The organism is Streptomyces qinglanensis, from assembly GCF_900111245.1.
In the GTDB taxonomy this organism is placed as follows: domain Bacteria; phylum Actinomycetota; class Actinomycetes; order Streptomycetales; family Streptomycetaceae; genus Streptomyces; species Streptomyces qinglanensis.
This window is the reverse complement of record NZ_FOGO01000004.1, coordinates 160,788-185,590: the sequence shown is the minus strand read 5'-3', so window position 1 is coordinate 185,590 and position 24,803 is coordinate 160,788. Positions and strand designations below refer to the sequence as shown.

General features: G+C 71.8%; 21 protein-coding genes and 2 pseudogenes. 18 read left to right on the top strand and 5 right to left on the bottom strand.

All coding sequences use genetic code 11. The features are described from left to right. Nucleotides 1–5 precede the first annotated feature (5 nt). On the bottom strand, nt 6–440 hold the full coding sequence (locus BMX65_RS10610) for a protein-tyrosine phosphatase family protein (RefSeq protein WP_074999957.1): 435 nt from the start codon (nt 438–440) through the stop codon (nt 6–8). A 907-nt stretch (nt 441–1,347) separates the two neighbouring features. Between BMX65_RS10610 and BMX65_RS10600 the strand changes: the two genes are divergently transcribed. Genes BMX65_RS10600 through BMX65_RS32455 form a run of 3 tightly spaced genes read left to right on the top strand, consistent with a single transcriptional unit; the run spans nt 1,348 to nt 6,421 of the window. After that, on the top strand, nt 1,348–1,746 hold the full coding sequence (locus BMX65_RS10600; RefSeq protein WP_074999955.1) for a hypothetical protein: 399 nt from the start codon (nt 1,348–1,350) through the stop codon (nt 1,744–1,746). Nucleotides 1,747–1,770: 24 nt separating this feature from the next. Beyond that, nucleotides 1,771–5,967: a DUF6531 domain-containing protein gene (locus tag BMX65_RS10595; RefSeq protein ID WP_079171812.1), complete on the top strand. Its 4,197-nt coding sequence runs from the start codon at nt 1,771–1,773 to the stop codon at nt 5,965–5,967. A gap of 46 nt (nt 5,968–6,013) precedes the next feature. Then, the gene (locus BMX65_RS32455; protein WP_143081831.1) at nt 6,014–6,421 is read left to right on the top strand and encodes a hypothetical protein; all 408 of its coding nucleotides are present in this window, start codon (nt 6,014–6,016) and stop codon (nt 6,419–6,421) included. A 66-nt stretch (nt 6,422–6,487) separates the two neighbouring features. Here the strand turns inward: BMX65_RS32455 and tnpC are convergent. From tnpC to BMX65_RS32800, 3 genes and pseudogenes are all read right to left on the bottom strand, one after another. Beyond that, nucleotides 6,488–7,690: pseudogene (gene tnpC / locus BMX65_RS10580) on the bottom strand (IS66 family transposase); the annotation flags it as partial. Nucleotides 7,691–7,736: 46 nt separating this feature from the next. Beyond that, a pseudogene (locus BMX65_RS34265) lies at nt 7,737–8,714 on the bottom strand (putative transposase); the annotation flags it as partial. Nucleotides 8,715–8,866: 152 nt separating this feature from the next. Further along, nucleotides 8,867–9,292, bottom strand: coding sequence for a hypothetical protein (locus BMX65_RS32800; RefSeq protein WP_162637648.1), 426 nt, complete (start codon nt 9,290–9,292; stop codon nt 8,867–8,869). A gap of 368 nt (nt 9,293–9,660) precedes the next feature. On the opposite strand from BMX65_RS32800, the gene BMX65_RS10570 reads away from it, so the two are divergent. After that, complete coding sequence (locus tag BMX65_RS10570; RefSeq protein ID WP_074999952.1) at nt 9,661–10,188, top strand: SRPBCC family protein; 528 nt, start codon at nt 9,661–9,663, stop codon at nt 10,186–10,188. A 100-nt stretch (nt 10,189–10,288) separates the two neighbouring features. On the opposite strand, the gene BMX65_RS10565 is transcribed toward BMX65_RS10570, so the two are convergent. Beyond that, the gene (locus BMX65_RS10565; protein WP_074999951.1) at nt 10,289–11,425 is read right to left on the bottom strand and encodes an MFS transporter; all 1,137 of its coding nucleotides are present in this window, start codon (nt 11,423–11,425) and stop codon (nt 10,289–10,291) included. Nucleotides 11,426–11,948: 523 nt separating this feature from the next. Here BMX65_RS10565 and BMX65_RS10560 point away from each other — a divergent pair. From BMX65_RS10560 to BMX65_RS10495, 14 genes are all read left to right on the top strand, one after another. After that, nucleotides 11,949–13,796 carry an ABC-ATPase domain-containing protein gene (locus BMX65_RS10560; RefSeq protein ID WP_074999950.1) on the top strand — a complete coding sequence of 616 codons (1,848 nt, stop codon included), beginning with the start codon at nt 11,949–11,951 and terminating at the stop codon, nt 13,794–13,796. 72 nt (nt 13,797–13,868) lie between these two features. Continuing rightward, nucleotides 13,869–14,450: a GNAT family N-acetyltransferase gene (locus tag BMX65_RS10555; protein ID WP_177214234.1), complete on the top strand. Its 582-nt coding sequence runs from the start codon at nt 13,869–13,871 to the stop codon at nt 14,448–14,450. Between the two features lie 102 nt (nt 14,451–14,552). Continuing rightward, complete coding sequence (locus tag BMX65_RS32025; protein ID WP_218158012.1) at nt 14,553–15,017, top strand: hypothetical protein; 465 nt, start codon at nt 14,553–14,555, stop codon at nt 15,015–15,017. Nucleotides 15,018–15,113: 96 nt separating this feature from the next. Next, nucleotides 15,114–15,197, top strand: a complete 84-nt coding sequence (locus BMX65_RS34135) for a putative leader peptide (protein ID WP_312000843.1) — start codon at nt 15,114–15,116, stop codon at nt 15,195–15,197. Between the two features lie 234 nt (nt 15,198–15,431). Then, nucleotides 15,432–17,126, top strand: a complete 1,695-nt coding sequence (locus BMX65_RS10545) for a nitrite/sulfite reductase (protein ID WP_074999947.1) — start codon at nt 15,432–15,434, stop codon at nt 17,124–17,126. Next, nucleotides 17,123–17,347, top strand: a complete 225-nt coding sequence (locus tag BMX65_RS10540; RefSeq protein ID WP_074999946.1) for a hypothetical protein — start codon at nt 17,123–17,125, stop codon at nt 17,345–17,347. The genes BMX65_RS10545 and BMX65_RS10540 overlap by 4 nt, the downstream gene beginning before the upstream one ends. Then, nucleotides 17,344–18,060 (top strand): phosphoadenylyl-sulfate reductase, encoded by a 717-nt coding sequence (locus BMX65_RS10535; protein WP_074999945.1) that lies wholly within the window; start codon nt 17,344–17,346, stop codon nt 18,058–18,060. Before BMX65_RS10540 ends, BMX65_RS10535 begins: the two co-directional genes overlap by 4 nt. Nucleotides 18,061–18,121: 61 nt before the next feature. Further along, a complete protein-coding gene (cysC, locus tag BMX65_RS10530; protein WP_074999944.1) occupies nt 18,122–18,664 on the top strand; it encodes an adenylyl-sulfate kinase in 543 nt (180 codons plus the stop codon). Further along, on the top strand, nt 18,661–19,596 hold the full coding sequence (gene cysD / locus BMX65_RS10525) for a sulfate adenylyltransferase subunit CysD (protein WP_074999943.1): 936 nt from the start codon (nt 18,661–18,663) through the stop codon (nt 19,594–19,596). The genes cysC and cysD overlap by 4 nt, the downstream gene beginning before the upstream one ends. A 2-nt stretch (nt 19,597–19,598) precedes the next feature. Further along, nucleotides 19,599–20,948, top strand: a complete 1,350-nt coding sequence (locus BMX65_RS10520; protein WP_074999942.1) for a sulfate adenylyltransferase subunit 1 — start codon at nt 19,599–19,601, stop codon at nt 20,946–20,948. A gap of 176 nt (nt 20,949–21,124) precedes the next feature. Next, nucleotides 21,125–22,246 (top strand): ABC transporter substrate-binding protein, encoded by a 1,122-nt coding sequence (locus BMX65_RS10510; RefSeq protein WP_074999940.1) that lies wholly within the window; start codon nt 21,125–21,127, stop codon nt 22,244–22,246. 6 nt (nt 22,247–22,252) lie between these two features. After that, nucleotides 22,253–23,032, top strand: coding sequence for an ABC transporter ATP-binding protein (locus BMX65_RS10505; RefSeq protein WP_074999939.1), 780 nt, complete (start codon nt 22,253–22,255; stop codon nt 23,030–23,032). Then, the gene (locus BMX65_RS10500; RefSeq protein WP_074999938.1) at nt 23,019–23,975 is read left to right on the top strand and encodes an ABC transporter permease; all 957 of its coding nucleotides are present in this window, start codon (nt 23,019–23,021) and stop codon (nt 23,973–23,975) included. Before BMX65_RS10505 ends, BMX65_RS10500 begins: the two co-directional genes overlap by 14 nt. Further along, on the top strand, nt 23,975–24,754 hold the full coding sequence (locus BMX65_RS10495) for a sirohydrochlorin chelatase (RefSeq protein WP_074999937.1): 780 nt from the start codon (nt 23,975–23,977) through the stop codon (nt 24,752–24,754). The genes BMX65_RS10500 and BMX65_RS10495 overlap by 1 nt, the downstream gene beginning before the upstream one ends. Nucleotides 24,755–24,803: the final 49 nt, after the last annotated feature.

Here is a 24,803-nt window from a genome sequence, read left to right as displayed (position 1 = left end):
GCACGCTAAGCCCGCCGGCACCGCCGCACATACCGGCGCTGCCACGGGGTCTCGACCGCGCGGCGCGCGTAGTGCTCCCTGACGTAGCCGACGGCCCGCTCGGCCGGCACCCCGTCGAGCACGGCCAGGCAGGCGAGGGCCGTACCGGTGCGGCCCACCCCGCCGCCGCAGGCGACCTCCACCCGTTCGTCCGCCGCCCGCTCCCACACCTGGCGCAGCGCGGACCGGGCCTCGGCGCGGTCACTCGGCAACCGGAAGTCGGGCCACCGCAACCAGCGGGACTCCCAAGCGACCGGGTCCGGCGGCCGCCCCGACAAATAGAGGCCGAACTCCGGCTCCACGCCGGACGGCAGGGCATGCCGCAGCCCCCGGCCGCGGACGAGCCTCCCGGACGGCAGGCGCAGCACCCCCGGCGCACCGGGATCCCATGTGGCGGACATAGCGCGAGACTAACCGGCTGCCCGCCACCACGGACACGGAGTCCGCCGGGTCCGGCATGGCCGTATGGCCGTGCCCCTGATCGGCAGGAAATTCCGCTCCTCACGCGGCTTCTCCGGGGCCACCTGGTTGATGCACCGGCTCGGCTCCGACCTACAGCTCCTCGCGCGCAGAGCTCCGGACGCGACGACCAGGCACCCCTCGAGTGAGTACAGGAGGCCGAGCACAAGTTGGGGATTCTTGCCGTCATAACGCCGTCCAGCTCGCACCCCCTCTCCGCTATCGGCTCGAACGCCTGCACCCACTCCAGGAGAGGCGCACCGCAGCGGCCCGCGCCCTGCCAATGGACATTCATCCAGCCGTCTGAGTGATGGCATGATTACAATCGAGTATGTTTCGGCGTGCGGGGGTTCGAGTGCGATCTGAATCGACCGTGCCGCGCCGCAGTTGGTCTTTCTGGAGTTGAACTCGGTGAGCAAGCGGAGCTTCTGTCACGTCTCGTTGGCCACATCGGCCTTCCTCGCCGCAGAGTCCCTCGCGGTCGACTCCGGCGAGGGCGATGCGGACCCGCGAACCTGTACATGCGTCGCGAGGACGGCTCAGGACGCCGTCAGGCCGAGGCGAGGGACGCTGACTGCAACATCGGTTGCGAGCACGCCGCATTCCACGGTGGCGAAGGTGCCTACGCGCAGACGACACACCCTGGTATGGGGGCATGACCCGGACCGACTCTCCACACCCCGGCGGTCCCGGCGGTCGACGGCCCTCTTCTGACAGGTAGCCAGTCATTCCGGCACGAATTGACCTTCCAGGAGTTCCAGTCTTTCGTCCGCGGCTGACCACGCGGTTGGCTGTCTCGGCTCAGTTACGGAGGAGGTTGTCATGTCGCACGGTGATGGGCCTGCGCGGATGCAGTTGAATCACGCCACGAGTTCGGATTACGGGGCGGGGGCCACCAAGGGCGGGGAGGTGCTGGGGATCGAAGTGCCGGAGTTGAAGCTGGCGGCACCGGTCTTCGGCAAGCAGAGCAAGAAGCTGAGCCGGGCACTGACGACGCTGATCACCACGCTGGACGGCCTGGGCGAGCCGTGGGGCGACGACCCTACGGGTGAGAACTTCGCCAAGGACTACAAGTCCTACCAGCGGTCTCTCGAGGAGGCGGCGGGGGTGTTGATTCTCGGGCTGGTGAGTATTCATGAGGCGCTTGACGACATGAAGGACGGGCATGTCGACAACGAGGACTTGATCAAGGGGATGTTCACCAAGGCTGTCCGTGACCGCGGTGACCGGGACGCGGACGGCAAGTAGCACCACACAGGGGGGCGGCGGCGCGTGAGCGCTCTGGAAAAGGCGTGGGAGATCCTCGAGCGGATGGGCCTGATCTGGCCCGACGGGGACGAGGGCAAGCTGCGGGATGCGGCCAAGGCATGGCGGGCGTTCGCGAAGGACGCCGAGGAGGTGCAGGGGGACACCAACCACTCGGCGCAGCGGATCCTGGAGGTCAACAGCGGCGAAGGCGTCGACGCGTTCGAGACGTTCTGGTCCCGCTATGTCGGCAAGGGGGAGAAGGGCTGGCTGCGCAGCCTGCCCGAAGCGGCCCGGGACATGGCCAAGATGCTCGACGAACTCGCCGATGACATCGACGGCACGAAGAAGCAGATCCGCAGCGAGATCGTGGGCAGCGCGGCGGTGATCGCGGCCGGGATCGTGCTGACCGGCCCCACCCTCGGAGCTTCGGACGCGGCGGCGGTGGCAGCGGCGACCGGGATCGTCACCCTCAGCATCGAGAAGTCCACGTCCCTGGCCACCCGTGCTGCTGCGCTGGTCATGCGTATCGCGCGGGGTGCGGTGTTCGCCGGGGTGAGCAGCGTCGCCATGGACCTGGCCGTGGCCCAGCCCGCACGCATCCTGGCCGGACAGCAGGACGGGATCAGCCTGGAGGAGGTGAGCAACGCCGCGAAGTACGGCACCCTGACCGGCGCGGTCCTGGGCCCCTTCGCCCCCGGACCGGGGGCGAGACCGCCGATGATGCGCCCGCCCGCCTCGCTGCGCGAGAAGCTCATCCCGGGCAAGTCCTCGCGGCCGACGGAGAAGGTGCCTGGTGCTGGTGAGCCGGTGGATGTCGCCACCGGGGCGATGTTCATGCAGTTGACCGACCTGTCCCTGCCGGCGTCGCTGCCGCTGCACTTCACCCGTACCCACGTCTCCTCCTACCGGGCCGGGGTGTGTTTCGGACCGAGTTGGTCCTCCACCCTGGACGAACAGGTCCAACTCGATCCGCAGGGCGTCGTTTTCGCGGCGGCGGACGGCATGCGGCTGGTCTACCCGGTCCCGGAGCCGGGCGTGCCCCTCCTGCCGGAGAAGGGCCCGCGCTGGCCCCTGGAATGGGACGGCAAACCGGACGGAGTGCTGAGGGTCACCGACCCCGACAGCGGCGTCACCCGCACCTTCGCCCACCCCGGCCCCACCCAGGACGAGACAACCCTCCGGCTCCCGGTGGAATCCTGGCAGGACCGCAACGGCGCCCGCATCGAGGTAGAGCGCGACGCCGCCGGGATACCCAGCGCGGTGCGCCACTCCGGCGGCTACCACCTCGCCCTCGAGACCGAGGGACAGCGCGTCACCGCCCTGCGGCTGCTGGATGAGGCCCCTTCGCCGTATGAGCGGGAGCAGGCACCGGCACCGGGCACCCTGGTGATGCGCTACGGATACGACGAGGCCGGCAATCTGACCGAGGTGATCAACTCCAGCGGCCAGGCGATGCGCTTCACCTACGACGGTGAAGGACGCATGCTCTCCTGGACCGACCGCAACGGGGTGTGGTGCCGCTTCACCTACGACGAAGCAGGCCGCACGGTCCGCACCGCGGGCACCGACGGTATCTACAACGACACCTTCACCTACGACGACACGTCGTGCATCACGACGTATATCGACTCCCACGGTCACCGGACCGTCTTCCGTTACAACGACGACGGCCAGGTCGTGGAAGAGACCGACCCGCTGGAAAATACCACGCACACCGAGTGGGACGCCCGAGGGCACGACCGCCTTTCTCACACGGACGAACTGGGCCGTACCACCCGCTACACTTACGATAACGACGGGAATCTCGCCGAGATCCTGCTGCCCGACGGTTCGCATGTCTCTGCGACGTACAACCATCTGCGGCAGCCGACCACCGTGACGGATCCCGGCGGCGCGCGCTGGCAGCACGCCTACGACGAGCTGGGCAACCTCACACGCCATGTGGACCCCACCGGCGCGGCCACCAGCTACGCGTACAACGCGCGCGGCCATCTGACCTCCCTCACCGACGCCCTCGGTCACACCCGCCACATAGGGCCGAACCCGGCCGGGCTCCCGGCCACCGTGACCGACGCGCTGGGCCACACCACCCACATCAGCCGCGACACGTTCGGCCGTGTCACCGAGATCACCGACCCGCTCGGACACGTCACGCGCATGGCCTGGACGGTCGAAGGCAAACCGCGCTGGCGGGAGGACGCCGCAGGCGGACGCGAGAACTGGACCTGGGACGCCGAAGGCAATCTCCTCACCCACACCGACCCCGCTGGTCACACCACCCGGCACACCCCGGGGCCCTGGGACATGCCGGTCTCGCGTGAAGACGCGGACGGAGCCGTATACAGCTTCACCTACGACTCCACACTCCGCCTCACCAGGGTGACCAACCCACAGGGTCGGCACTGGGACTACGCCTACGACGCGGCGGGCCGTCTCATCTCCGAAACGGACTTCAACGGCGCTGTCCTGACCTACGCAGTTGACCCCGCAGGCCGACTGACGGCCCGCACAAATGCGGCTGGCCAGACGCTGCGTTTCACCCACGACGCCCTCGGCCGCCTGACGGAGCAGCACGACGAGGACGCGGACACCGTCACGACGTACGGCTACAGCACAACGGGCGACCTGGTGCGGGCGAGCGGCCCGGACGCTGATATGACACTGACCCGAGACGCCGTCGGCCGCGTGTTGAGCGAAAGGGTCAACGAACGCACGACGACCTTCGCCTACGACTTGCTCGGCCGATGCACCAGACGCACCACGCCTTCGGGCCTCACCTCCACCTGGACCCACGATGCGGAGGGCCAGCCGGCGCAACTCGCAACTGAACACGGCGCTCTGTCCTTCATCTACGACGCCGTGGGCCGCGAGACCGAACGCCGCACAGGCGATGTCGTCCTTACTCAGCAGTGGGACGCGGCGGACCGCGTCACCAGACAGACGGCGCACACCGCCTCGGCGCTCCTCCAGCACCGCGACTACACATACCGACCGGACGGTCACCTGACCGAGATACGCGAACTCACCTCCGGCACCCGGCGCTTCGACCTCGACGGGACGGGCCGGGTGACCGGCGTGCACGCGCACGGCTGGCGGGAGACCTACGCATACGACGCGGCTGGCAACCTCACGTCGGCCGAGGCCCCCGACCACCCCGCTCCGGGTGAACGCACTGTGGAGGGAACGCTCCTCCACCGCGCGGGCCGCACGGCGTACGCCCACGACGCCGCCGGCCGCCGCATATCCAAGACAGTCCGGCTGCTGAACGGCCAGCAGCGCACCTGGACCTATACCTGGAACGCGGAGGATCGCCTGTCGGGGGTCACCACCCCGGACGGTGCGGAGTGGACGTACACGTACGACCCGTTGGGCCGCCGGGTCTCGAAGCACGGGCCGGACGACGAGGCGGTCGTCTTCGCTTGGGACGGCACGCGGGTGGCCGAGCGGACAGCGTCCGACGGCCGCACCACCACCTGGGACTACGCCCCCGACACCCACCGCCCCGTCGCCCAGACCGACCACACCCCCCTTCTCCCCGAGCCGGGCTCTTCCCTCCTCACCAAGCTCACCGGCCCGACAGGCACCCGCCCCCGCTTCCAGGCCGTCCTCACCGACCAGACCGGAACCCCCACGGAGCTGATCTCCCCGACAGGCGAGGTCACCTGGCGTCACCGCACCACCCTCTGGGGCACCCCCCTCCCCCGCCCCACAGTGGAGGGCACCTCCGACTGCCCGCTCCGCTTCCCCGGCCAGTACGCCGACCCCGAAACCGGCCTCAACTACAACTACTTCCGCTACTACGACCCGGAGACGGCCCGGTATCTGACCCCGGACCCGCTCGGTCTCGTTCCAGCACCCAACCCGACCACGTATGTCAAGAACGCTCTTTCTGAAATTGACCCTCTCGGGTTGGCCGGTTGCGGGATCGACTTGTCCAAGGCGACTCCGCACAGCGGAAGATTCCCGAAGACGGCAAATCCCGACGAGATCTTGGTGCGGCGAAAGGACGACGGAACCGTGACAGCGTATGCTGTCTATGACACTGAGGGGAAAACCTTGAAACGCGTGGACGTAGACCCAGACTCGAAGCCGCACGCAGGAATCCCGGCACCGCATGTCCTCGAGACGGAGAAACACGTAAACCCGAAAACAGGCGAAGAATTCAGGACCTGGAAAAAGATGCCACGCCCCGCCCGTCCCGATGAACTCCCACCTCCATAAGGGAGAGGTAACAGCAAGATCAGATCCATCAAACCGGGAGAATCACGTGGATCAACTGTACGATAGTCTCGACTTCTTCGATTACGCTGCATATCGCCTGAATTTGTCAGACTGGGCAGCCGTCGCAAGAGTCTTCCATCCTCGCTTCATCGAAGTCTCTGGGTGCATCATCTGGGAACGTGCGTATGAGGAGCAAAATTTTTCGGACTGGTTTGAAAAACTCAATGGTGACGCCACGGCAGTAGAAAGTACCTTGAATCAGCTAAGACTATGGCAACTTGTCGATAGCGACACGGGCAGTCCAGTCGAGATGGAATCTGAAAAGCAACTCGCACATGAGATTGCTTTCTTCTGGAGAGCAGCTCTGGAGTCAGCCTATCCTGATAGAGATTTTGATGGAGGGGTCGTGGAAACCGATGACGGCCCTGTCATCAGGTTCGTCGTCCGCCGATAGGCCAGCATAGAAACATGGTCAGATAGCTCCTTGCAGGTAGCTATTCAGCAGGGTATGGCTGTGTGGTCACACGCCAGCGGGGGTGAGGGCGTGCGGGATCCACGCCCCGGTGGTGAAGAGGCGTTTGAGGGCGTCGTAGCGTCCGATGCCCCACTTGCCGGCCGTGGATAAGTAGGACTGGACGATCGCGAAGTCCGCGAGTCCTTGGAGGGTGCGCCAGCAGCCGCCGGAGGAGCGTTGCTGGACCTTGGTGGGGCGGATGTCGCGCTCGGACTGGTTGTTGGTGAAGGGGACGGCGAGGTCGGTGGCGAAGCGGAGGATGGCCTCGCGGTGGTTTCCGAAACGGCGGGCGAGGGTACGGGCGTGAGTGGCCAGTTCGCTTGTGCAGTGCCGGTTGTCGCTGCGGGCACGGGCCAGGGCTCCGGTGTAGAGGCGCTGGACGGCGGTCAGTTCATCGGCGCTCAGCGCGTGGCGGCCCGCTTGGCGTGCGGCGTGTGCGAGGCGGTTGGCCTCCAGCAGGGTGTCGGCCATCGCACGGGCCCACAACTGGCCTTCGGGGTGGGCTTCGTGGATGCCGCGCAGGTCGCGCAGCAGGTGGGCGCCGCACCAGGCGTGCAGGACGTTGTCCAGGTGGGTGTAGCCGGCGTAGCCGTCGCGGACCAGGATCCCGCTGAGGTAGGGCAGGACGTCCCCGGCGTCGATGGTGGCTGCGGAGCGGTCGCCGGTGTGCATGAGAGTGAGGTGTTCGGTGGCGGCGACGTGCAGGTAGCGGGTGGCGCCGGCGGTGCGAGTGAAGGTCTCGTCGGCGTGGACCACCGGGGCGGTGATGAGCAGGGCGCGGACGGCGGGCAGGAAGGTCTCTTCCAGCAGGCGGGCCGCACGCCCCCGCAGGGACGCGGCGAACCCGGTCGACACGCGCGCGGCGCACAGTTCCATGACCAGCAGCGTCGAGCGGTACACCGGGATGTGGTGGCCCAGTACCGCGTCGGCGACCTTGGTGGTGATCTCGGGCCCGTACTGGGCCGGGCTCTCGATACCGGTGGGGAAGGCCCCCGCGGCCCTGATGCCGCAGCCTGGGCAGGGTTTGACCTCGGCCGCGTACTCGGTGACCTCGACGGGAGCGGGCTCGGGCAGGTCGAAGACCTGCCGTCGGCGCACCGCCGCCACCGGCACCTCGGCCAGTGGGGCAGCGCAGCCCGGGCACGAGGCCGGAGCGGGGATCGTGATCCGGTGGTCCGGTGCTTCGACCTGCCGCAGCGTGGTGCCCGGGTCTCCCGGCTGCTTGCCAGGCTTGCGGCCCGAAGGGGTACGTGACGTTGGTGGTGTCGTCGGTCTCGGTCATGCGGTAGTCGCACAGCCAGTCGATGCCGTGCAGGCGGGCGAGGTCCTTGATGGCGTTCTCGATCCGCCGGCGCGAGCGCAGCCAGGCAAGCAGCGACGCGGCGTCGGCGGTCATGTCACTGGTCAGTACCTGCAGCCGTAGCACCCCGTCCTCGAACAGGGAAAGCTGCCGACACACCCCGTAGCCGTCGAACTCCACCAGCTCATCCGCCAGATACACCACCTCACCCGCTTCGGCTTCGGCTTCGGCTTCGGCTTCGGCTTCGGCGGGAAGGTAGGGGTGCGCGGTGGGGTTGACCAGGGACACCTTCAGCTTGCCGCGCCGGTAGGTGAGCCAGTCGACGTCGAAGGCCCGGCACACGCTGAACACGCGCGCGTAGGCGCCGCCCCGGTCGAAGCCGAGCATCAGCTTGGCGTCGTCGCCGGTGATGGCGCGCAGTTGCTCCAGCGCTTCGGGCAGGGTCTTGGTCAGCCCGGAGGGCTCGCCGGTCAGGAACGCCACCGCGCGGCCCCGGTGGTCGGTGACCAGCGTGTCCCCACGGCCCTTCTGGGCCTGCTTGCGCTTGTTGTTCCAGCCGCGGCCCACCGGGCGGGCCCCGGCATAGGGCACGAAGTGGTCGTCCACGTAGTACACGCCCAGCGCGGGCGCGTCCGCCTCAAGCATCGCCGAGGCCAGCCGCCGCTGCACCGCCAAAGGATCACAGGCATCCGCGATCGCCGCCAACTGCGGGCGCAGCGTGCGCATTTCCGGCAGACATGCCAGACCCGCCAGCACGCCGGCCTCCCGCCGCTGAAGCAGCTTCGCACCCTCGACCGAAGAGATCCCCAGCCCGAACGCCAACGTCACCGCACACAACAAACCGGCGTCATCGGCCCGACGCGAGGCGGACGTCCGCAAGGACGCGAACGTCTCCGGCACTCCAGAGCGGGACAGGAACGCATGCCCCAGCATCGCCCCCGCATACCGCGAACGAACCTGGCCGGCAGGCACGCCCTCCGGCTCCGGCTCCGGCTCCGGCTCCGGCTCCGGCTCCGAGGCAGGCTCTACGACCGGCTCCGACTGCTCCGTTTCCCCGGCAGGCAGCGGGAGCCGAGGATGTGGCGCTATCGCGCCGTGCCTGGCGAGCAGCAGGCTGATCTGGGAACGGTGGATGTCCAGTCGCACCGCGATCTGTTCCTGGGTCCATCCCTCACCGGCCCACCGCCGGCCTGCTCGACTTGACGTGCAGTCAGTTTCGGGCGCCGCCCCATCGGCTTGACCAGGCCGGCCGAGCCGTCCCGGCGGGCCCGCCCGCGAAGCATCGAAACGTACTGCGGAGTCAGCCCGAAGGCCACAGCCGCCTCCTGGACCGCGACGCCTGCGTCAGTGACCGCCACCACCGCGAGGTTGCGCATCCCGCGATCCGCCGCGTCGTACACAAACAGCACCGACCCGCCACGGCTGACCAAGCACTTTCCATCGGCCTCGACCCGACGCAGCACAGCGGGTTCCGGCATCCCCGGAAGCTCCGGCGCGGTGGTCTCGGTCACCAGAAGACTCTATCCATCCGGCAGGCATCTCAACAAGTTTCACACAATCGATGCCGCAGAAAGCGCGCAGGTCAGCGAGGTTATCCACAGGCCGCCACCGGAGGTCTGGGACCCGTAGCGGCTCACGTCAGGGCAGACAGAAGCACCCCCGGCACACGCCACGGGATTTACCACGCCCACGGCGCGCGCCGAAGGCGCGCTGCGCTGCTGACCTGCAATGCCGGGAATCGGACCGCCACAGCAGGGCCGGCGAAGGGCACAGCGGTCCCCCGGACGGGCGCGCCCCGGCGGCGGACGTGCGGGCCCGGCGGGAGACTCGGCGGGACGGCCGCCGCGGCAGCGGGCGAGGCGAAGGGCGTGAGCGTGGGATGAGCGTGGAACTGGGGATCTTCGTGGAGCGGGACGGGGAGCCGGCCGTACAACTGGAGCGCGCGATCCCGGCGGGCGTGCAGGAGGTGTGGCAGGCACTGACGGAGCCGGGCCGGATGGCGGCCTGGTTCCCCTCGCCGACCGTGCACATGGAGCCGACGGTGGGCGGCCGGGTCGACTTCGCGGGCGACCCGTACGCCGAGGACCAGTCCGGCACGGTCCTGGAGTTCGACGCGCCCCACCGGCTCTCCTACACCTGGGGGGATGACGAACTGCTCTTCCGGCTCACCCGGCGCGGCGAGGGGTGCGTGCTCACCCTCACGGACGTGCTGGAGGCGCGGTCGGCGGCCGCCCGGAACGCGGCCGGCTGGGATGTGTGCCTGGACGAGCTGGTGAAGCTGCTCACTGGCGGCAGCCCCTCCGGGCCGCACGACGGCACGGCAACCGACTGGCGGGGCCGCTACGACGCGTACGTGGCCGCGGGCATGCCCTCGGGCGCGCCGGTGCCGGGCGGCGACCCCGGCTGAGCCACGCCGCATGCCGGTCACCGCCGGCGGGCGCCACTCGCCGCGTCATCGCCGGCGGGCGCCACTCGCCGCGTCACCGCCGGCGGGGCCACTCGCCGCGTCACCGCCAGCGGCGGGCGACGTACAGCGTCCAGCAGGTGAGCGCGGCGCACAGGATGCCGCCCGCGGCGAAGACGGTGGCGTGCCGCCCGTCCTGGAGGAGGGACGAGGTCAGGCCGACCGTCGCGGAGCTGGAGAGTATGGCCGAGGCCGAGAAGAGCGACACCGCGCGGCCCCGGGCCGGGGCCGGGAGCAGCCAGGGCAGCCAGGTCTGCAGGGTGGTGTGGAGGTAGCTCCAGGCGGTCCCCAGCAGCGCGGCGCACAGCATCAGTACGGCCGTGCCCGGTACCAGCGCGGCCAGGAGCGCGCCGGTGACGCCCATCGACCCGCCGGTGGCCAGCAGCCGCATGGGGCCCCACACGCGCGCGTGGCGGCGCAGCACCAGTGTGCTGGTGAGCACGCCGAGTGCGTAGATGACCAGGACCGCGGAGGTCGACGCCTGGCTTCCGGCGGTGGCCAGGGCGGGGGCGAGGAGGGCGGGCAGCCCGAGCATCACCGCTCCTTCGGCGGCGCCGAGGCCGAGCACCGTGCAGTACGCGACGGAGGTCCGGCTCGGCACGGCGTCCGGCGGGTCCTCGTACGCGCCGCCGACGTCCACCCGGACGGGGGCGGCGCGGGTGGCGGCCCGGATCCGGCAGACCGTCACGGCGGTGAGCAGGGCGATGACGGCGAACGCCGGCCGCCACGAGCCGCAGCGCAGCACGGTGTCCGCGAGGACCGGCGAGGCGATGCCGCTGGCGGCGGTGACGGAGGTGAGGGTGGCGAACGCGCGCTGCCGGGCCTGCGCGGGCCGCAACGAGCCGTAGTAGAGCGAGACCGAGGGGATGACGGTGGCGAAGCCCGCGCCCGCGGTGGCCCGCAGCGCGATCCACCAGCCGGGGCCGGGGCACAGCGCCGAACCCACGGAGGCGGCTGCCGCCACCAGCAGCCCGGTGCGCAGGCTGCGGCCCGGCCCGTAGCGGTCGGCCAGCCAGCCCCACAGCGGCATCGCGAGCCCCTGGCCGAGCGAGTAGGCGGCGAGGCCCGTGGTGACGGTGGCGATGTCGGTGTGCCAGGCCGTCGCGAGGGCGGCGAGCAGGGGTGCGGCCAAGTGCCAGTCGGCGTTGCCGAGGGCGGCTGCCCAGCGCAGCGCGGACATGGTGCCCCCTCTCTCGCGGTGGTCCCGGTGGTCGGCCGGGGGCGGGGAGCCGTCCTTGCAACAGCCCCACTGAACGAGAGAATATGGGCGTTTTCCCCAAGAAGACGGCGTGTGCCGGAATTTGACCCCTTCTGGGGATGCTTGGCCGTGCGGACCGGCACTCCCGTTCCCCGGCCCCTCCCCAACCCCTCCTCGACCGTCGGCGGCTGCTCCCCGGCCGTTCGCGGCTGCTCCCCGGCTGCTTCCCGACCGCTCCCCGACCGCTTCCCGACTGCTCCCCGACTGCTGCGCAAACGTTCTCCGGCCGCTCCCGGCCGATCCCGGCCGCAGGCGCGGACGTCCCGGACCGCGGGCAGGTTTCGGGCCGGTCGGTTCGGACCCGTATCGTCGGGTTCCGCGCGGCCCCGGTGCCCGGCACGGCGGCCACCGGGGCCGCACCACGGTCGGCGGCCACAGCACACCCGGCGGCCGGCACCACAGCCGACGGAGAGCAGCCGGAGACACAGGAAGGCAGGCGAGCGGCGTGCGGGAGCAGTCCTCGGGAGCCGGCGGGCAGCGGCGCGGCGGCGGCAGGTCCTACGGACGCGGCGGCCACGGAGGGCCACGCGGCGGGCAGCGCGCCCACGGACACGGCGGTCCCCCGCGCGGCCGTCCGGGACGCGCCGACCACGGCGAGCACCGGCCGCACGGTCCGCGCACCGGACTGGCGGCCGAGCTGCGGACGTTGGAGGGCGCGCAGTACGGCCGCTACAAGGGCCTGGTGGGGCGCTGGGAGATGCCCGGCGGGGAGACCCTGGAGCTGGTGCGCGGCCAGTCCGACCCCTATGCGCCGCCGGCCCGGGTCGCGGTGCACGTACCGGGCCCGCTGGCCGCGCTCCCGCCCGAACTGCTGACGACCGCCACCCGGCGGCGCGCGCTCGCCTCGTATCTGGTGCGGCAGGCCGCACGTGCGGTGCGCGGGGAGCGGGCGCTGCGGGTGGACGCGGGCGGCCAGGAGGTGCTGGAGCGCAGTTCGTGCACCGTCAGCGGCGAGGACGGCTCGGTGACGCTGCGGCTGGGTGCGGCCCTTCCGGGGCACGGGCGGCGGATCGACGCGCGGGAGGCCGAACGGCTGCTGTGCCGGGTGCTCCCCGGGGTGGTCGAGCAGGCGCTGCGCCACCCGGCGCTGGACGCGGCGGCGGTCGAGCGCTTCGTCGAGACGGTCGAGGACTCCGTGGCGCTGCGGGACGCGTTGGCGGGGCGCGGGCTGGTCGGTTTCGTCGCCGACGGCGCGGTGCTGCCGCGGCGCAGCGGGGTGGACGACCGGCCGGCCGCGGGCGGCGGCGTGGTGCCGTTCGCCTCGCCCGCCGATTTGCGGGTGACGATCGAGCTGCCGCACGCGGGTCCGGTGACCGGCATGGGGGTGCCGGAGGGGGTGAACCTGGTCGTCGGCGGTGGGTTCCACGGCAAGTCGACGCTGCTGCGCGCCCTGGAGACCGGCATCTGGGATCATGTGCCGGGTGACGGGCGCGAGTTGGTCGTCTCACGGAACGAGACGGTGAAGCTGCGGGCCGAGGACGGCCGGCGCGTCGAGCGGGTGGATGTGCACGCGTTCGTCGACCATCTGCCGGACGGTTCGGACACCTCGGACTTCTCCACGGAGAACGCCTCCGGGTCCACCTCGCAGGCCGCCTCGCTGTGCGAGGCCGTGGAGGCGGGGGCCCGGGTCCTGCTGATCGACGAGGACACCGCGGCCACGAACCTGATGATCCGGGACGCCCGGATGCAGTCGCTGGTCGCCAAGGACCGCGAACCGCTGACCCCGCTGGTGGACACCATCCGCTCGCTCCACCGGGACCACGGCGTCTCGACCGTGCTGGTGATGGGCGGGTCAGGGGACTATCTGGAGGTCGCCGACCGGGTCGTGATGATGGACGCCTACCGGCCCTCGGACGTCACCGAGCGGGCACGCGCGATCGCGGCGGTGCCCACCGGGCGGCACGCCGAGGCGGAGTCCTTCCCCGGCGTCGTCGCGCGGGTGCCCGATCCCGCGTCCCTGGACGCGGAGGTCCGCGGACGGTCCCGGATCCGCGCCCGCGGCGAGGACGTGCTGACCTTCGGCGACCACGAGGTGGACCTGCGGGCCGTCGAGCAGATCGCCGATCCGCGCCAGGTCACCGGGATCGGGCTGGCGCTGGAGCTGATGGTGCGGCGCGGGCTGCTGGACGGCCGGCGCCCGCTGGCCGAGGCCCTCGATCTGCTGGACGAGGTGCTGGCGGACGGCCCGACCGGGCCGCTGCTCGGCATTCGGGACGAGGATTTCGCCGCACCGCGCCGCTTCGAGACGGCCGCGGCGGTCAACCGGGTCAGAGGGCTGCGCATGCTGCGCTGAGGGGGCCGGGAGAAGGTGTCCGGCTGAGGGGGCCGGGTGAGGCGGCCGGGACCGGCGTGGTTGGCTGGCCCCATGAGTGCGACCGTCGACGTCACCACCTGGTATCTGGAGCAGACCTCGGCCGCGGACCGGGTACCGGCGCGGGAGCCGGAGGAGGCCGCCGCCCTCCGGGTGGAGCGCGCCGAGGTGCCGAGCCCGGAGTTCAGCCGGTTCCTGTACACCGCGGTCGGCGGGGACACGACCTGGGTGGACCGGCTGCCGTGGACGCGCGCGCAGTGGCGGGACTTCCTCGATCGTCCCGGGGTCGAGACCTGGGTCGCCCACCACCGGGGCACGCCTGCCGGGTTCATCGAGCTGGACGGCGCGAGCGGAGCCGCCGAGGGGACCGTGGAGATCAGCTACTTCGGGCTGCTGCCCGCCTTCCGCGGCCGCGGGCTCGGCGGGCACCTGCTCAGCCTCGGGACGGCACGCGCCTGGGACCTGGCCGACCGCTGGGAGGGCCACCGGCCCACCACCCGGGTCTGGGTGCACACCTGCTCCCGGGACGGGGCCCACGCGCGGGCCAACTACGAGCGCCGCGGCTTCCGGGTGTACCGCACGGAGACGGAGCAGGAGCCGGACGTCCCGACGCCGGGGCCCTGGCCCGGGGCCTGATCCGTGCCGCCGCAGCCGGTGCGCCCGCGGCCCGTTCCGTCGCGCCGGCCCGGTCGCGGGCGCGCCGTACTGGTCGGTACGGCCACGCTGGTCTGCGCCTGCGTGGCGCTGTGGGTGTTCGCCTCGACCGCGCTCGCCGATCCCGTCGACCTCCGCGACACCCTGTACGGGACCGTCCTGCTGCTGGTCGCGCTGCCGGTACTGACCGCGGGATGCCTGCTGACGACCGTGTTCCTGGTCCTGCCGGTGCTGTTCCTCGCCGAGCGGGTGGGCCGCGTGTCGTGGTCCTGGATTCTGCTGTTCTCCCTCGTCCTCGCGGCGGGGCCGTTCGGCCCCTGGCTGTCGTTCCGGGGCGGGCCGTGGTTCTCGGTGGGGTGCTGGCTCGCCGCCGGGGGTTCGCTCGCCGCGGCGGGACTGGCCGCACGGGCGGCACGGCGGCGGGTGCGCACCGAGGGTGCGTGGCGGGCGCTGGGCCGGGCCCTGCTGCGGGGCCTGCCGGCCGTTCCCGCCGCGCTCGTGGTGGGTCTGGCAGCGCACCTGGCCGCGCGCGGCGCCGGGCTGGCGTGAGGCCCGAACCCTCTCCGATCTCATTTATCGGGATTCTTTTGTCCAGGATACGGATGGCAGTGGACTGACGTCTGACGCGCATGCAAGGCTTCCGCCATGTCTCGCGCTGGAATCGCCTTGGTGAGTCGACGTCACGTCGACCTCGTTCGCGTGTCCAGCGCCATCTGTCCGGCGGGCTGACAGTCACAGCACCGCCGTTCCGACAGCCCCCTCCCGGCGTCCCCCGACGCCGGTCCGGCACCGCCGATCCGCAGCCGCCGCCCTCATCGTCGCGGGCGAGCCGCCTGGAACCGGCGCCGAAACCCCTGCGTACGGGCGCCTGAACCGCTCCACCCGAGTGCGGGACCGCCCGGCGTGCCCGCACACCCGCCCGACGTGCGTCGCCCGCGCCCCCTGCCCGAAGGATCCCCCGCCATGGCCGACACCTCCGAGCGCCCCGCAGCCCCCACCCGCCGCAAGGCAGGACGCCACCGCGGCGAGGGCCAGTGGGCCGCAGGTCACTTCACGCCGCTCAACGGCAACGAGCAGACCAAGAAGGACGACGACGGTCTCAACGTGCGGACACGCATTGAGACGATTTACGCCCAGCGCGGCTTCGCCTCCATCGACAGCGCCGACCTGCGCGGCCGGATGCGCTGGTGGGGCCTCTACACCCAGCGCAAGCCCGGCATCAGCGGCGGCAAGACCGCGGTGCTGGAGCCGGAGGAGCTGGACGACGAGTACTTCATGCTCCGCGTCCGCATCGACGGCGGACGGCTGACCACCGAGCAGCTCCGCGTCATCGGCGACGTCTCGCAGGAGTTCGCCCGCGGCACCGCCGACATCACCGACCGGCAGAACGTGCAGTTCCACTGGATCCGGATCGAGGACATGCCGGAGATCTGGCGGCGGCTGGAGGGCGTGGGACTGTCCACCACCGAGGCATGCGGCGACACCCCGCGCGTCATCCTCGGCTCCCCCGTCGCGGGTATCGCGGCAGACGAGATCATCGACGGCACGCCCGCCATCGAGGAGATCAACCGGCGCGTCGTGGGCAACCCGGCGTACTCCAACCTGCCCCGCAAGTTCAAGACGGCCGTCTCCGGTTCGCCGCTGCTGGACGTCGCGCACGAGATCAACGACGTGGCGTTCGTCGGCGTGGACCACCCCGAGCACGGCCCCGGCTTCGACGTGTGGGTCGGCGGCGCGCTGTCCACCAACCCCAAGCTGGGGCAGCGGCTGGGCGCGTGGGTGCCGCTGGAGGAGGTCGCCGAGGTCCACGAGGGCGTCACCGGCATCTTCCGCGACTACGGCTACCGGCGGCTGCGCACCCGCGCCCGGCTGAAGTTCCTGGTCGCCGACTGGGGCCCGGAGAAATTCCGGCGGATCCTGGAGGAGGAGTACCTCGGACGGAAGCTGACCGACGGCCCGGCCCCCGCGCAGCCGCCCCGCGAGTGGCGCGACCACGTCGGCGTGCACCAGCAGCGGGACGGCCGCTACTACGTGGGCTTCGCACCGCGGGTGGGCCGGGTCGACGGCACCACGCTCAGCAAGATCGCCGACCTGGCCGAGGCCCACGGCTCGGGCCGGGTCCGCACCACCGTCGAACAGAAGATGATCGTGCTCGACGTTCCGGAGGACCAGGTCGAGTCGCTGGCCGAGGGCCTGGAGGCACTCGACCTGACGACCCGGCCCTCCGTCTTCCGGCGCGGGACGATGGCGTGCACCGGCATCGAGTTCTGCAAGCTCGCCATCGTGGAGACCAAGGGCCGCGGATCCTGGCTGATCGACGAACTGGAGCGCAGGCTCCCCGGCTTCGACCAGCCCGTCACCATCAACGTCAACGGCTGCCCCAACTCCTGCGCCCGCATCCAGGTCGCCGACATCGGCCTCAAGGGCCAACTGGTCACCGACGCCGACGGCAACCAGGTGGAGGGCTTCCAGGTGCACCTGGGCGGCTCGCTGGGCATGGACCCGGGCTTCGGCCGCAAGGTGCGCGGGCTGAAGGTCACGGCGGCGGAACTCCCCGACTACGTCGAACGCGTGCTGCGCGCCTTCCAGGACCAGCGCGAGGAGGGCGAGCGGTTCGCCCAGTGGGCGGCGCGCGCCGCGGAGGAGGACCTCAAGTGAGCGAGCGTGCCGCACCCTTCCACTGCCCCTACTGCGGGGACGAGGACCTGCGTCCCAGCGAGCTGGAGACGCCCCGGGGCCAGGGCGCTGCCTGGGAGTGCGCCGCCTGCAACCGGGCCTTCCGGCTGAAGTTCCTCGGACTGCTGGCCTCCGGGCTGCAGGCGGCACACCACGACGGTGCACACACCGACGGTCTCCACGGAGAGGACTCCGACTCATGAGCACCGCGCACATAGCCCGGCGCCGCTCCCCCGACGAGCTGCGGCCGCTGGCCGAGCAGGCGGGCCGGGAGCTGGAGGAGGCCGACGCGCTGGAGGTGCTGCGCTGGGCCGCCGACACCTTCGGGCACCGGTTCTGCGTCACCTCCTCCATGGAGGACGCCGTCGTGGCCCACCTCGCCTCCCGGGTCTTCCCCGGGGTGCGGGTCGTCTTCCTCGACACCGGCTACCACTTCCCCGAGACCATCGGCACCCGCGACGCCGTCCAGGCCGTCATGAACGTGGACGTCGTCACCCTCACGCCCCGCCGGACGGTCGCCGAACAGGACGCCGAGCACGGTCCCGCGCTGCACGACCGCGACCCCGACCTGTGCTGCGCGCTGCGCAAGGTGCAGCCGCTGGAGGAGGGGCTGCGCGACTACGACGCCTGGGCGACCGGGCTGCGCCGCGACGAGTCGCCGAGCCGCGCGGGCACCCCCGTCGTGGGCTGGGACGAGAAGCGGCAGAAGGTCAAGATCTCCCCCATCGCCCGCTGGAGCCAGCAGGACGTGGACGACTACATCGCCGAACACGGCGTGCTCACCAACCCGCTGCTGAGCGACGGCTACGCCTCCATCGGCTGCGCCCCCTGCACCCGCCGGGTGCTGGAGGGCGAGGACGCCCGCGCCGGTCGCTGGGCCGGCAGCGGCAAGACCGAGTGCGGGCTGCACCTGTGACGGCCGCGGCGCACGCACCAAGACGGACGCGGAGAGACGGACGGACGACCGAGGGGGTCCGATGAGCGGGGCACGCGGAGCGACCGTGTGGCTGACCGGCCTGCCGAGCGCGGGCAAGACGACCGTCGCGACGGCGCTGGCCGAACGGCTGCGCGGCGAGGGGCACCGCACCGAGGTGCTGGACGGGGACGAGATCCGCACCTTCCTCTCCGCGGGGCTCGGCTTCTCGCGGACCGACCGGGACACCAACGTCCAGCGCATCGGCTTCGTCTCCGAGCTGCTGGCCTCGCACGGGGTGATCGTGCTGGTCCCGGTGATCGCGCCGTACGCGGACAGCCGCGAGGCGGTACGCAAGCGGCACATGCGCGAGGGCACCCCCTATCTGGAGGTGCATGTGGCGACGCCGGTCGAGGTGTGCTCGGAACGGGACGTGAAGGGCCTGTACGCCAAGCAGGCAGCCGGCGAACTGACGGGACTGACAGGGGTCGACGACCCGTACGAGGAGCCGGCCGACCCGGACCTGCGCCTGCTCACCCACGGGCGCGAGGTGGCGGAGTCGGCCGCGGCCCTGCACACGCTGCTGAAGGAGAGGGGACTGCTATGACCACGGCGGTGAGCGCACCGGAGGAGACCGACAACCCCTTCGCGCTGACGCATCTGGACGCGCTGGAGTCGGAGGCGGTGCACATCTTCCGCGAGGTCGCGGGCGAGTTCGAGCGGCCGGTGATCCTCTTCTCCGGCGGCAAGGACTCGATCGTGATGCTGCACCTGGCGCTGAAGGCGTTCGCCCCGGCGCCGCCGCCCTTCGGACTGCTGCACGTGGACACCGGGCACAACTTCCCCGAGGTGCTGCGCTTCCGCGACGAGACGGTGGCGGAGCACGGGCTGCGGCTGTTCGTGGCCTCGGTGCAGGAGTACATCGACGCCGGCACGCTGCGCGAACGCCCGGACGGCACCCGCAACCCGCTCCAGACGCTGCCGCTGCTGGAGGCCCTGGGCGAGCACCGGTTCGACGCGGTCTTCGGCGGCGGGCGCCGGGACGAGGAGAAGGCGCGGGCCAAGGAGCGGGTCTTCTCGCTGCGGGACGAGTTCGGCGGCTGGGACCCCCGCCGCCAGCGCCCCGAACTGTGGCAGCTCTACAACGGGCGGCACGCCCCGGGCGAGCACGTGCGGGTCTTCCCGCTGTCGAACTGGACCGAGTTGGACGTCTGGCAGTACATCGCGCGGGAGGACATCGCGCTCCCCTCGATCTACTACGCGCACCACCGGGAGGTCTTCTCCCGGTCCGGCATGTGGCTGGCCCCGGGCGAGTGGGGCGGCCCCGCGGACGGGGAGCGGGTGGAGAAGCGCCTGGTGCGCTACCGCACCGTCGGCGACATGTCCTGCACCGGCGCCGTGGAGTCCGACGCGGACACGGTGGAGAAGGTGATCACGGAGATCGCCGCCTCCCGGCTGACCGAGCGCGGCGCCACCCGGGCGGACGACAAGCTCTCCGAGGCCGCGATGGAAGACCGCAAGCGGGAAGGCTACTTCTAGAGATGAGTACGACAGCCGGAGCCGGCCACGCCGCAGAGGCACTGGCGGCCACCTCACTGCTGCGGTTCGCCACCGCCGGAAGCGTCGACGACGGCAAGTCCACCCTGGTGGGCCGTCTGCTGCACGACTCCAAGTCGGTGCTCTCCGACCAGTTGGAAGCCGTCTCGCGAGCCTCCCAGGCCCGCGGCCAGGAGGCACCCGACCTGGCGCTGCTCACCGACGGGCTGCGCGCCGAGCGGGAGCAGGGCATCACCATCGACGTCGCCTACCGCTACTTCGCCACGCCCAGGCGGCGGTTCATCCTCGCGGACACGCCGGGCCATGTGCAGTACACCCGGAACATGGTCACCGGCGCCTCCACGGCGGAGCTGGCCGTCGTGCTGGTGGACGCGCGCAACGGGGTCGTCGAGCAGACCCGGCGGCACGCCGCCGTGGCAGCCCTGCTGCGTGTCCCGCACGTGGTGCTGGCCGTCAACAAGATGGACCTGGTGGGCTACGCCGAGGACGTCTTCGCCGCGATCGCGGACGAGTTCTCCCGCTACGCGACCTCCCTCGGGGTGCCGGAGGTGACCGCTGTGCCGATCTCCGCGCTGGAGGGCGACAACGTGGTCGCGCCCTCGGCGCACATGGACTGGTACAGCGGGCCGACCGTGCTGGAGCACCTGGAGACGGTGCCGGTCACCCACGATCCGACCGACGACCCGGCACGCTTCCCCGTGCAGTACGTCATCCGGCCGCAGTCCGCAGAGCACCCCGACTACCGCGGCTATGCGGGCCAGTTGGCCTCAGGTGTACTGCGCGTCGGGGACCGGGTCACCGTGCACCCCTCGGGCCGCTCCAGCACCGTCGCGGCGCTGGACGTGCTGGGCCGGCCGGTCGACGTGGCCTGGGCCCCGCAGTCGATCACCGTCCGGCTCGCCGACGACCTGGACATCTCGCGCGGCGACCTGCTCGCTCCCGCGGACGCCTCGGTGCGGCCGAGCCAGGATCTGACCGCGACCGTCTGCCATCTGCACGACCGGCCGCTGCGGCCCGGCGACCGGGTGCTGCTCAAGCACACCACCCGCACCGTCAAGGCGCTGGTCAAGGAGATCCCCTCGCGGCTGACCCTGGCCGACCTCTCGCAGCACCCGGAACCCGGCGAACTGGCCGCCAACGACATCGGCCGCGTCGTCCTGCGCACCGCCGAGCCGCTGCCCGTCGACGCGTACACCGACTCGCGGCGCACCGGATCGTTCCTGCTGATCGATCCGGCCGACGGCAGCACGCTGACGGCGGGGATGGCCGGCGGGGCGTTCGCCGACGCGGACGCCCCGGCCGCCGAGGCGCCCGACGGCGACTGGGACTTCTAGGCCGATGGGCATTCCAGGAGAGGTCTTCTCGACCTTCGACCAGACCGGTGGCCGCATCGGCAGCGGCGCACGCGGCAGCGGCCAGGGCGGAGTGGGGCGCTGCGGCAGGTGACGAGCGCCGACCCGCGCGCACCGTCCCCGCCGCCATCCCCCTTCCCGCTTGAGAGGACTTCCCCGTGCCCCGTCTCCGCGCTCCGCGCAGCCGGTCCTCCGGCCGCACCCGCACCGCCCTGCTGGTCGTGTCCACGCTGCTGTGCGCCGCGGGCTGCGGCTACGGGTCCAAGGCCGTGGAGCGGGCCGACCCGGCGGCCGCCGGAGGCCGCAAGGTCGACGGGCTGGACGCGGTGAAGATCGGCTACTTCCCCAACGTCACCCACGCCACGGCGCTGGTCGGACTGCGCTCGGGCGGGCAGATCCCGGAGGAGCTGGGCGGCACCCGCGTGCGCACGCAGGTGTTCGACGCGGGTCCGGCGGCGATCGAGGCGCTCAACGCCAAGGCCGTGGACATGGCCTGGGTGGGCCCCTCGCCCTCGGTCAACGGATACACGCAGTCCGGCGGGAGGAACCTGCGGATCGTCTCCGGCGCCACTTCCGGCGGCGCCTCGCTGGTCGTCGATCCGGAGAAGGTCGCCTCGCTCGGCGATCTGAAAGGCAAGCGCATCGCCTCCCCGCAGTTGGGCAACACCCAGGACGCCGCGCTGCTGCACTACCTCAAGACCAAGGGCCTCACCGTCGACCCGCAGACAGGCGCGGGCGACACCTCGGTGCTGCGGCAGGACAACAAGGAGATCCCCACCACCTTCCGGCAGGGCGGCATCGACGGGGCGTGGGTGCCCGAACCGACCGCCTCCGTCCTGGCCGGCCAGGGCGGCAAGGTTCTGCTGGACGAGAAGAAGCTGTGGCCGGGAGGGGCGTTCGTCACCACCGACCTGGTGGTGCGCCAGGACTTCCTCCGGCAGCATCCGAAGGCGGTCGAGGCGGTGCTGCGCGGCTCGGTGAAGACCAACGCGTGGATCCGCGCGCACCCGGAGGCTGCCAAGGAGCGCATCAACGAGGCGCTGCGGCGGGACGCGGGCAAGCCGCTGCCCGGCACGGTCCTCGACTCCGCATTCGCCCGGATCGAGGTGACCGACGATCCGCTGGCCGCCACGCTGCGGAAGCAGACCGACCACGCGGTCTCGGCCGGGCTGCTGAAGAAGCCGCGGCTGAAGGGGATCTACGACCTCGCCCCGCTGAACCGGGTGCTGCGGCACGAGGGCCGCCCCACCGTGTCGGACGCCGGGCTCGGAGCACGGTGAGCGCCCATGACCACCGCAGGAGGTGAAACAGTGACCGCGACCACCACGACGCGCCCCGCAGCGCGGATCACGCACGTCTCCAAGTCGTTCGGCCCCCAGCAGGTGCTCGACGACATCAGCGTCGACGTCGCCGACGGCGAGTTCGTCACCCTGCTCGGCGCGTCCGGCTGCGGCAAGAGCACCCTGCTCAACCTGGTGGCCGGGCTGGACACGCCCACCTCGGGCACCGTCGAGGTGCCCGGCGGGCGCCCGGCGCTGATGTTCCAGGAGCACGCGCTCTTCCCCTGGCTGACGGCGGGCGGGAACATCGAACTGGCGCTCAAGCTGCGCGGGATGCCCAAGGCCGAGCGCCCGGCGGAGGCAGAGCGGCTGCTGGAGCTCGTCCGCCTCAAGGGCGCGCACCGCAAGCGGGTGCACGAGTTGTCCGGCGGGATGCGGCAGCGGGTCGCGCTGGCCCGCGCCTTGGCGCAGGACAGCGAACTGCTGCTGATGGACGAGCCGTTCGCCGCGCTGGACGCCATCACCCGGGACGTGCTGCACGAGGAGCTGACCCGCGTGCGGGCGGAGACGAACGTCGCCGTCCTGTTCGTCACGCACAACGTCCGGGAGGCGGTCCGTCTGGCGGAACGCGTCGTCCTGCTCTCCTCGCGGCCCGGGAGGGTCGCCCGGGAGTGGCAGGTGGACATTCCGCACCCGCGCCGTATCGAGGACGCGGACGTGGCCGCGCTGTCCGTCGAGATCACCGAACAGCTCCGGGGGGAGATCCGCCGCCATGGCCGACACTGAGACGCGCCCGAAGACCGCGGACGGACCGGCGGCACCGCCCGCCGCCGCGGCGGAGCCGGCCACCGGCCGCCGGGAGCAGGACGGCGGGCCCGGCGGGGACCTGGCCGGGCTGGAGGCGGGGCTCGACGCGCTCGACACCCGCACCACGTCCCGCACCCCGCTGCCGGTGCTGCTGCGCCGCAAGGCGCTGCCGCCGCTGGTGGCGGTCGTCCTCGTGCTGGGGCTGTGGCAGACGGCGTTCGCGCTGGAGCTGAAGCCCGACTACCAGTTGCCGGGCCCGCTCATGGTGTGGGACGCGCTGGCCGAGGAGTGGTACAAGGGCACCATCCTGAGCATCGTCTGGCAGAGCGTCTCCCGCGGCGCGCTGGGCTTCGCGGTCGCACTGCTGGCGGGCACCCCGCTGGGCCTGCTGGTGGCGCGGGTCCGGCCGGTGCGGGCCGCCATCGGGCCGATCCTCTCCGGACTGCAGTCGCTGCCCTCGGTGGCGTGGGTACCGGCGGCGATCATCTGGTTCGGACTGACGGACGCGACGATCTACGCCGTGGTACTGCTGGGTGCCGTGCCCTCCATCGCCAACGGCCTGGTCGCCGGAGTCGACCGGATCGACCCGCTGCACCTGCGCGCGGGCACCGTGCTGGGCGCCACCGGACTGAGCGGCGTACGGCACGTGCTGCTGCCCGCGGCGCTGCCGGGCTACATCTCGGGGCTCAAGCAAGGATGGGCGTTCTCCTGGCGCTCCCTGATGGCGGCCGAGCTGATCGCCACCTCGCCCGAGCTGGGCGTGGGGCTGGGCCGGCTGCTGGAGACGGGGCGCGCCTACCAGGACATGCCGCTGGTGCTCGGCGCGATCCTGCTCATCCTGCTGGTGGGCATCGGCATCGAACTGCTCGTCTTCGCACCCCTCGAGCGGCGGGTGCTGCGCCACCGGGGGTTGCTGCGCTGATGTCCTCCGCACCCTCGCCCTCCGCGCCCGCGCTGCTGCTCGTCGCGCACGGGAGCCGCGACGAGCGGCACTCCGCGACGGTCGGCGCGCTCGCCGCGCGGGTCCGGCTGCTGCTGCCCGGCGTCCGGGTGGCGGCCTGCTATCTGGACTTCGACTCCCCCTCGGTGCCCGCCGCGCTGGAGGAGCTGTACACGGCGGGGGTACGCGAGGCCGTCGCCGTCCCGCTGCTGCTGACCCGTGCCTTCCACGCGAAGACGGACCTCCCCGGGGTACTGGCCGAGGTGGCCGCCGCGCTGCCGGACCTGGCGGTCCGGCAGTCGGCGGTGCTCGGCCCGCACCCCCTGTTGACCGCCGCCCTGGAGCGGCGGCTGCGCGCGGCCGGGCTGAGCTCCGGCGACGCGCCCCGGACCGGCGTCGTCCTGGCGTCCGCCGGTTCCTCCGACCCGGAGGCGAGCGCAGTGATCGCCGACATGGCGCGGGAGTGGCGGCGAACCACCGGTTGGTGTGCCGTGCGACCTGCGTTCGCCTCCGCTGCTCAGCCCAGCACGGCCGACGCCGTGCGGGAGCTGCGCGCCGCCGGTGCCCGCCGGGTGGCCGTCGCGCCCTACGTGCTGGCCCCGGGCCGGCTGCCCGACCGCATCGAGGCCGGTGCCCTGGAGGCCGGTGCCGAGGTGCTCGCGCCCGTGCTGGGTGCGGCGCCGGAGGTGGCGCGGGTGGTTGTGGAGCGTTACGCGGCGGTCGCCTCCGGCGGAGGCGCGACGGTCGGCGCCGCGGCCTGAACTCCGGCGTATCCGGCGGCGGCCGCGGGCGGTAGGGGGCGGCGGCCGC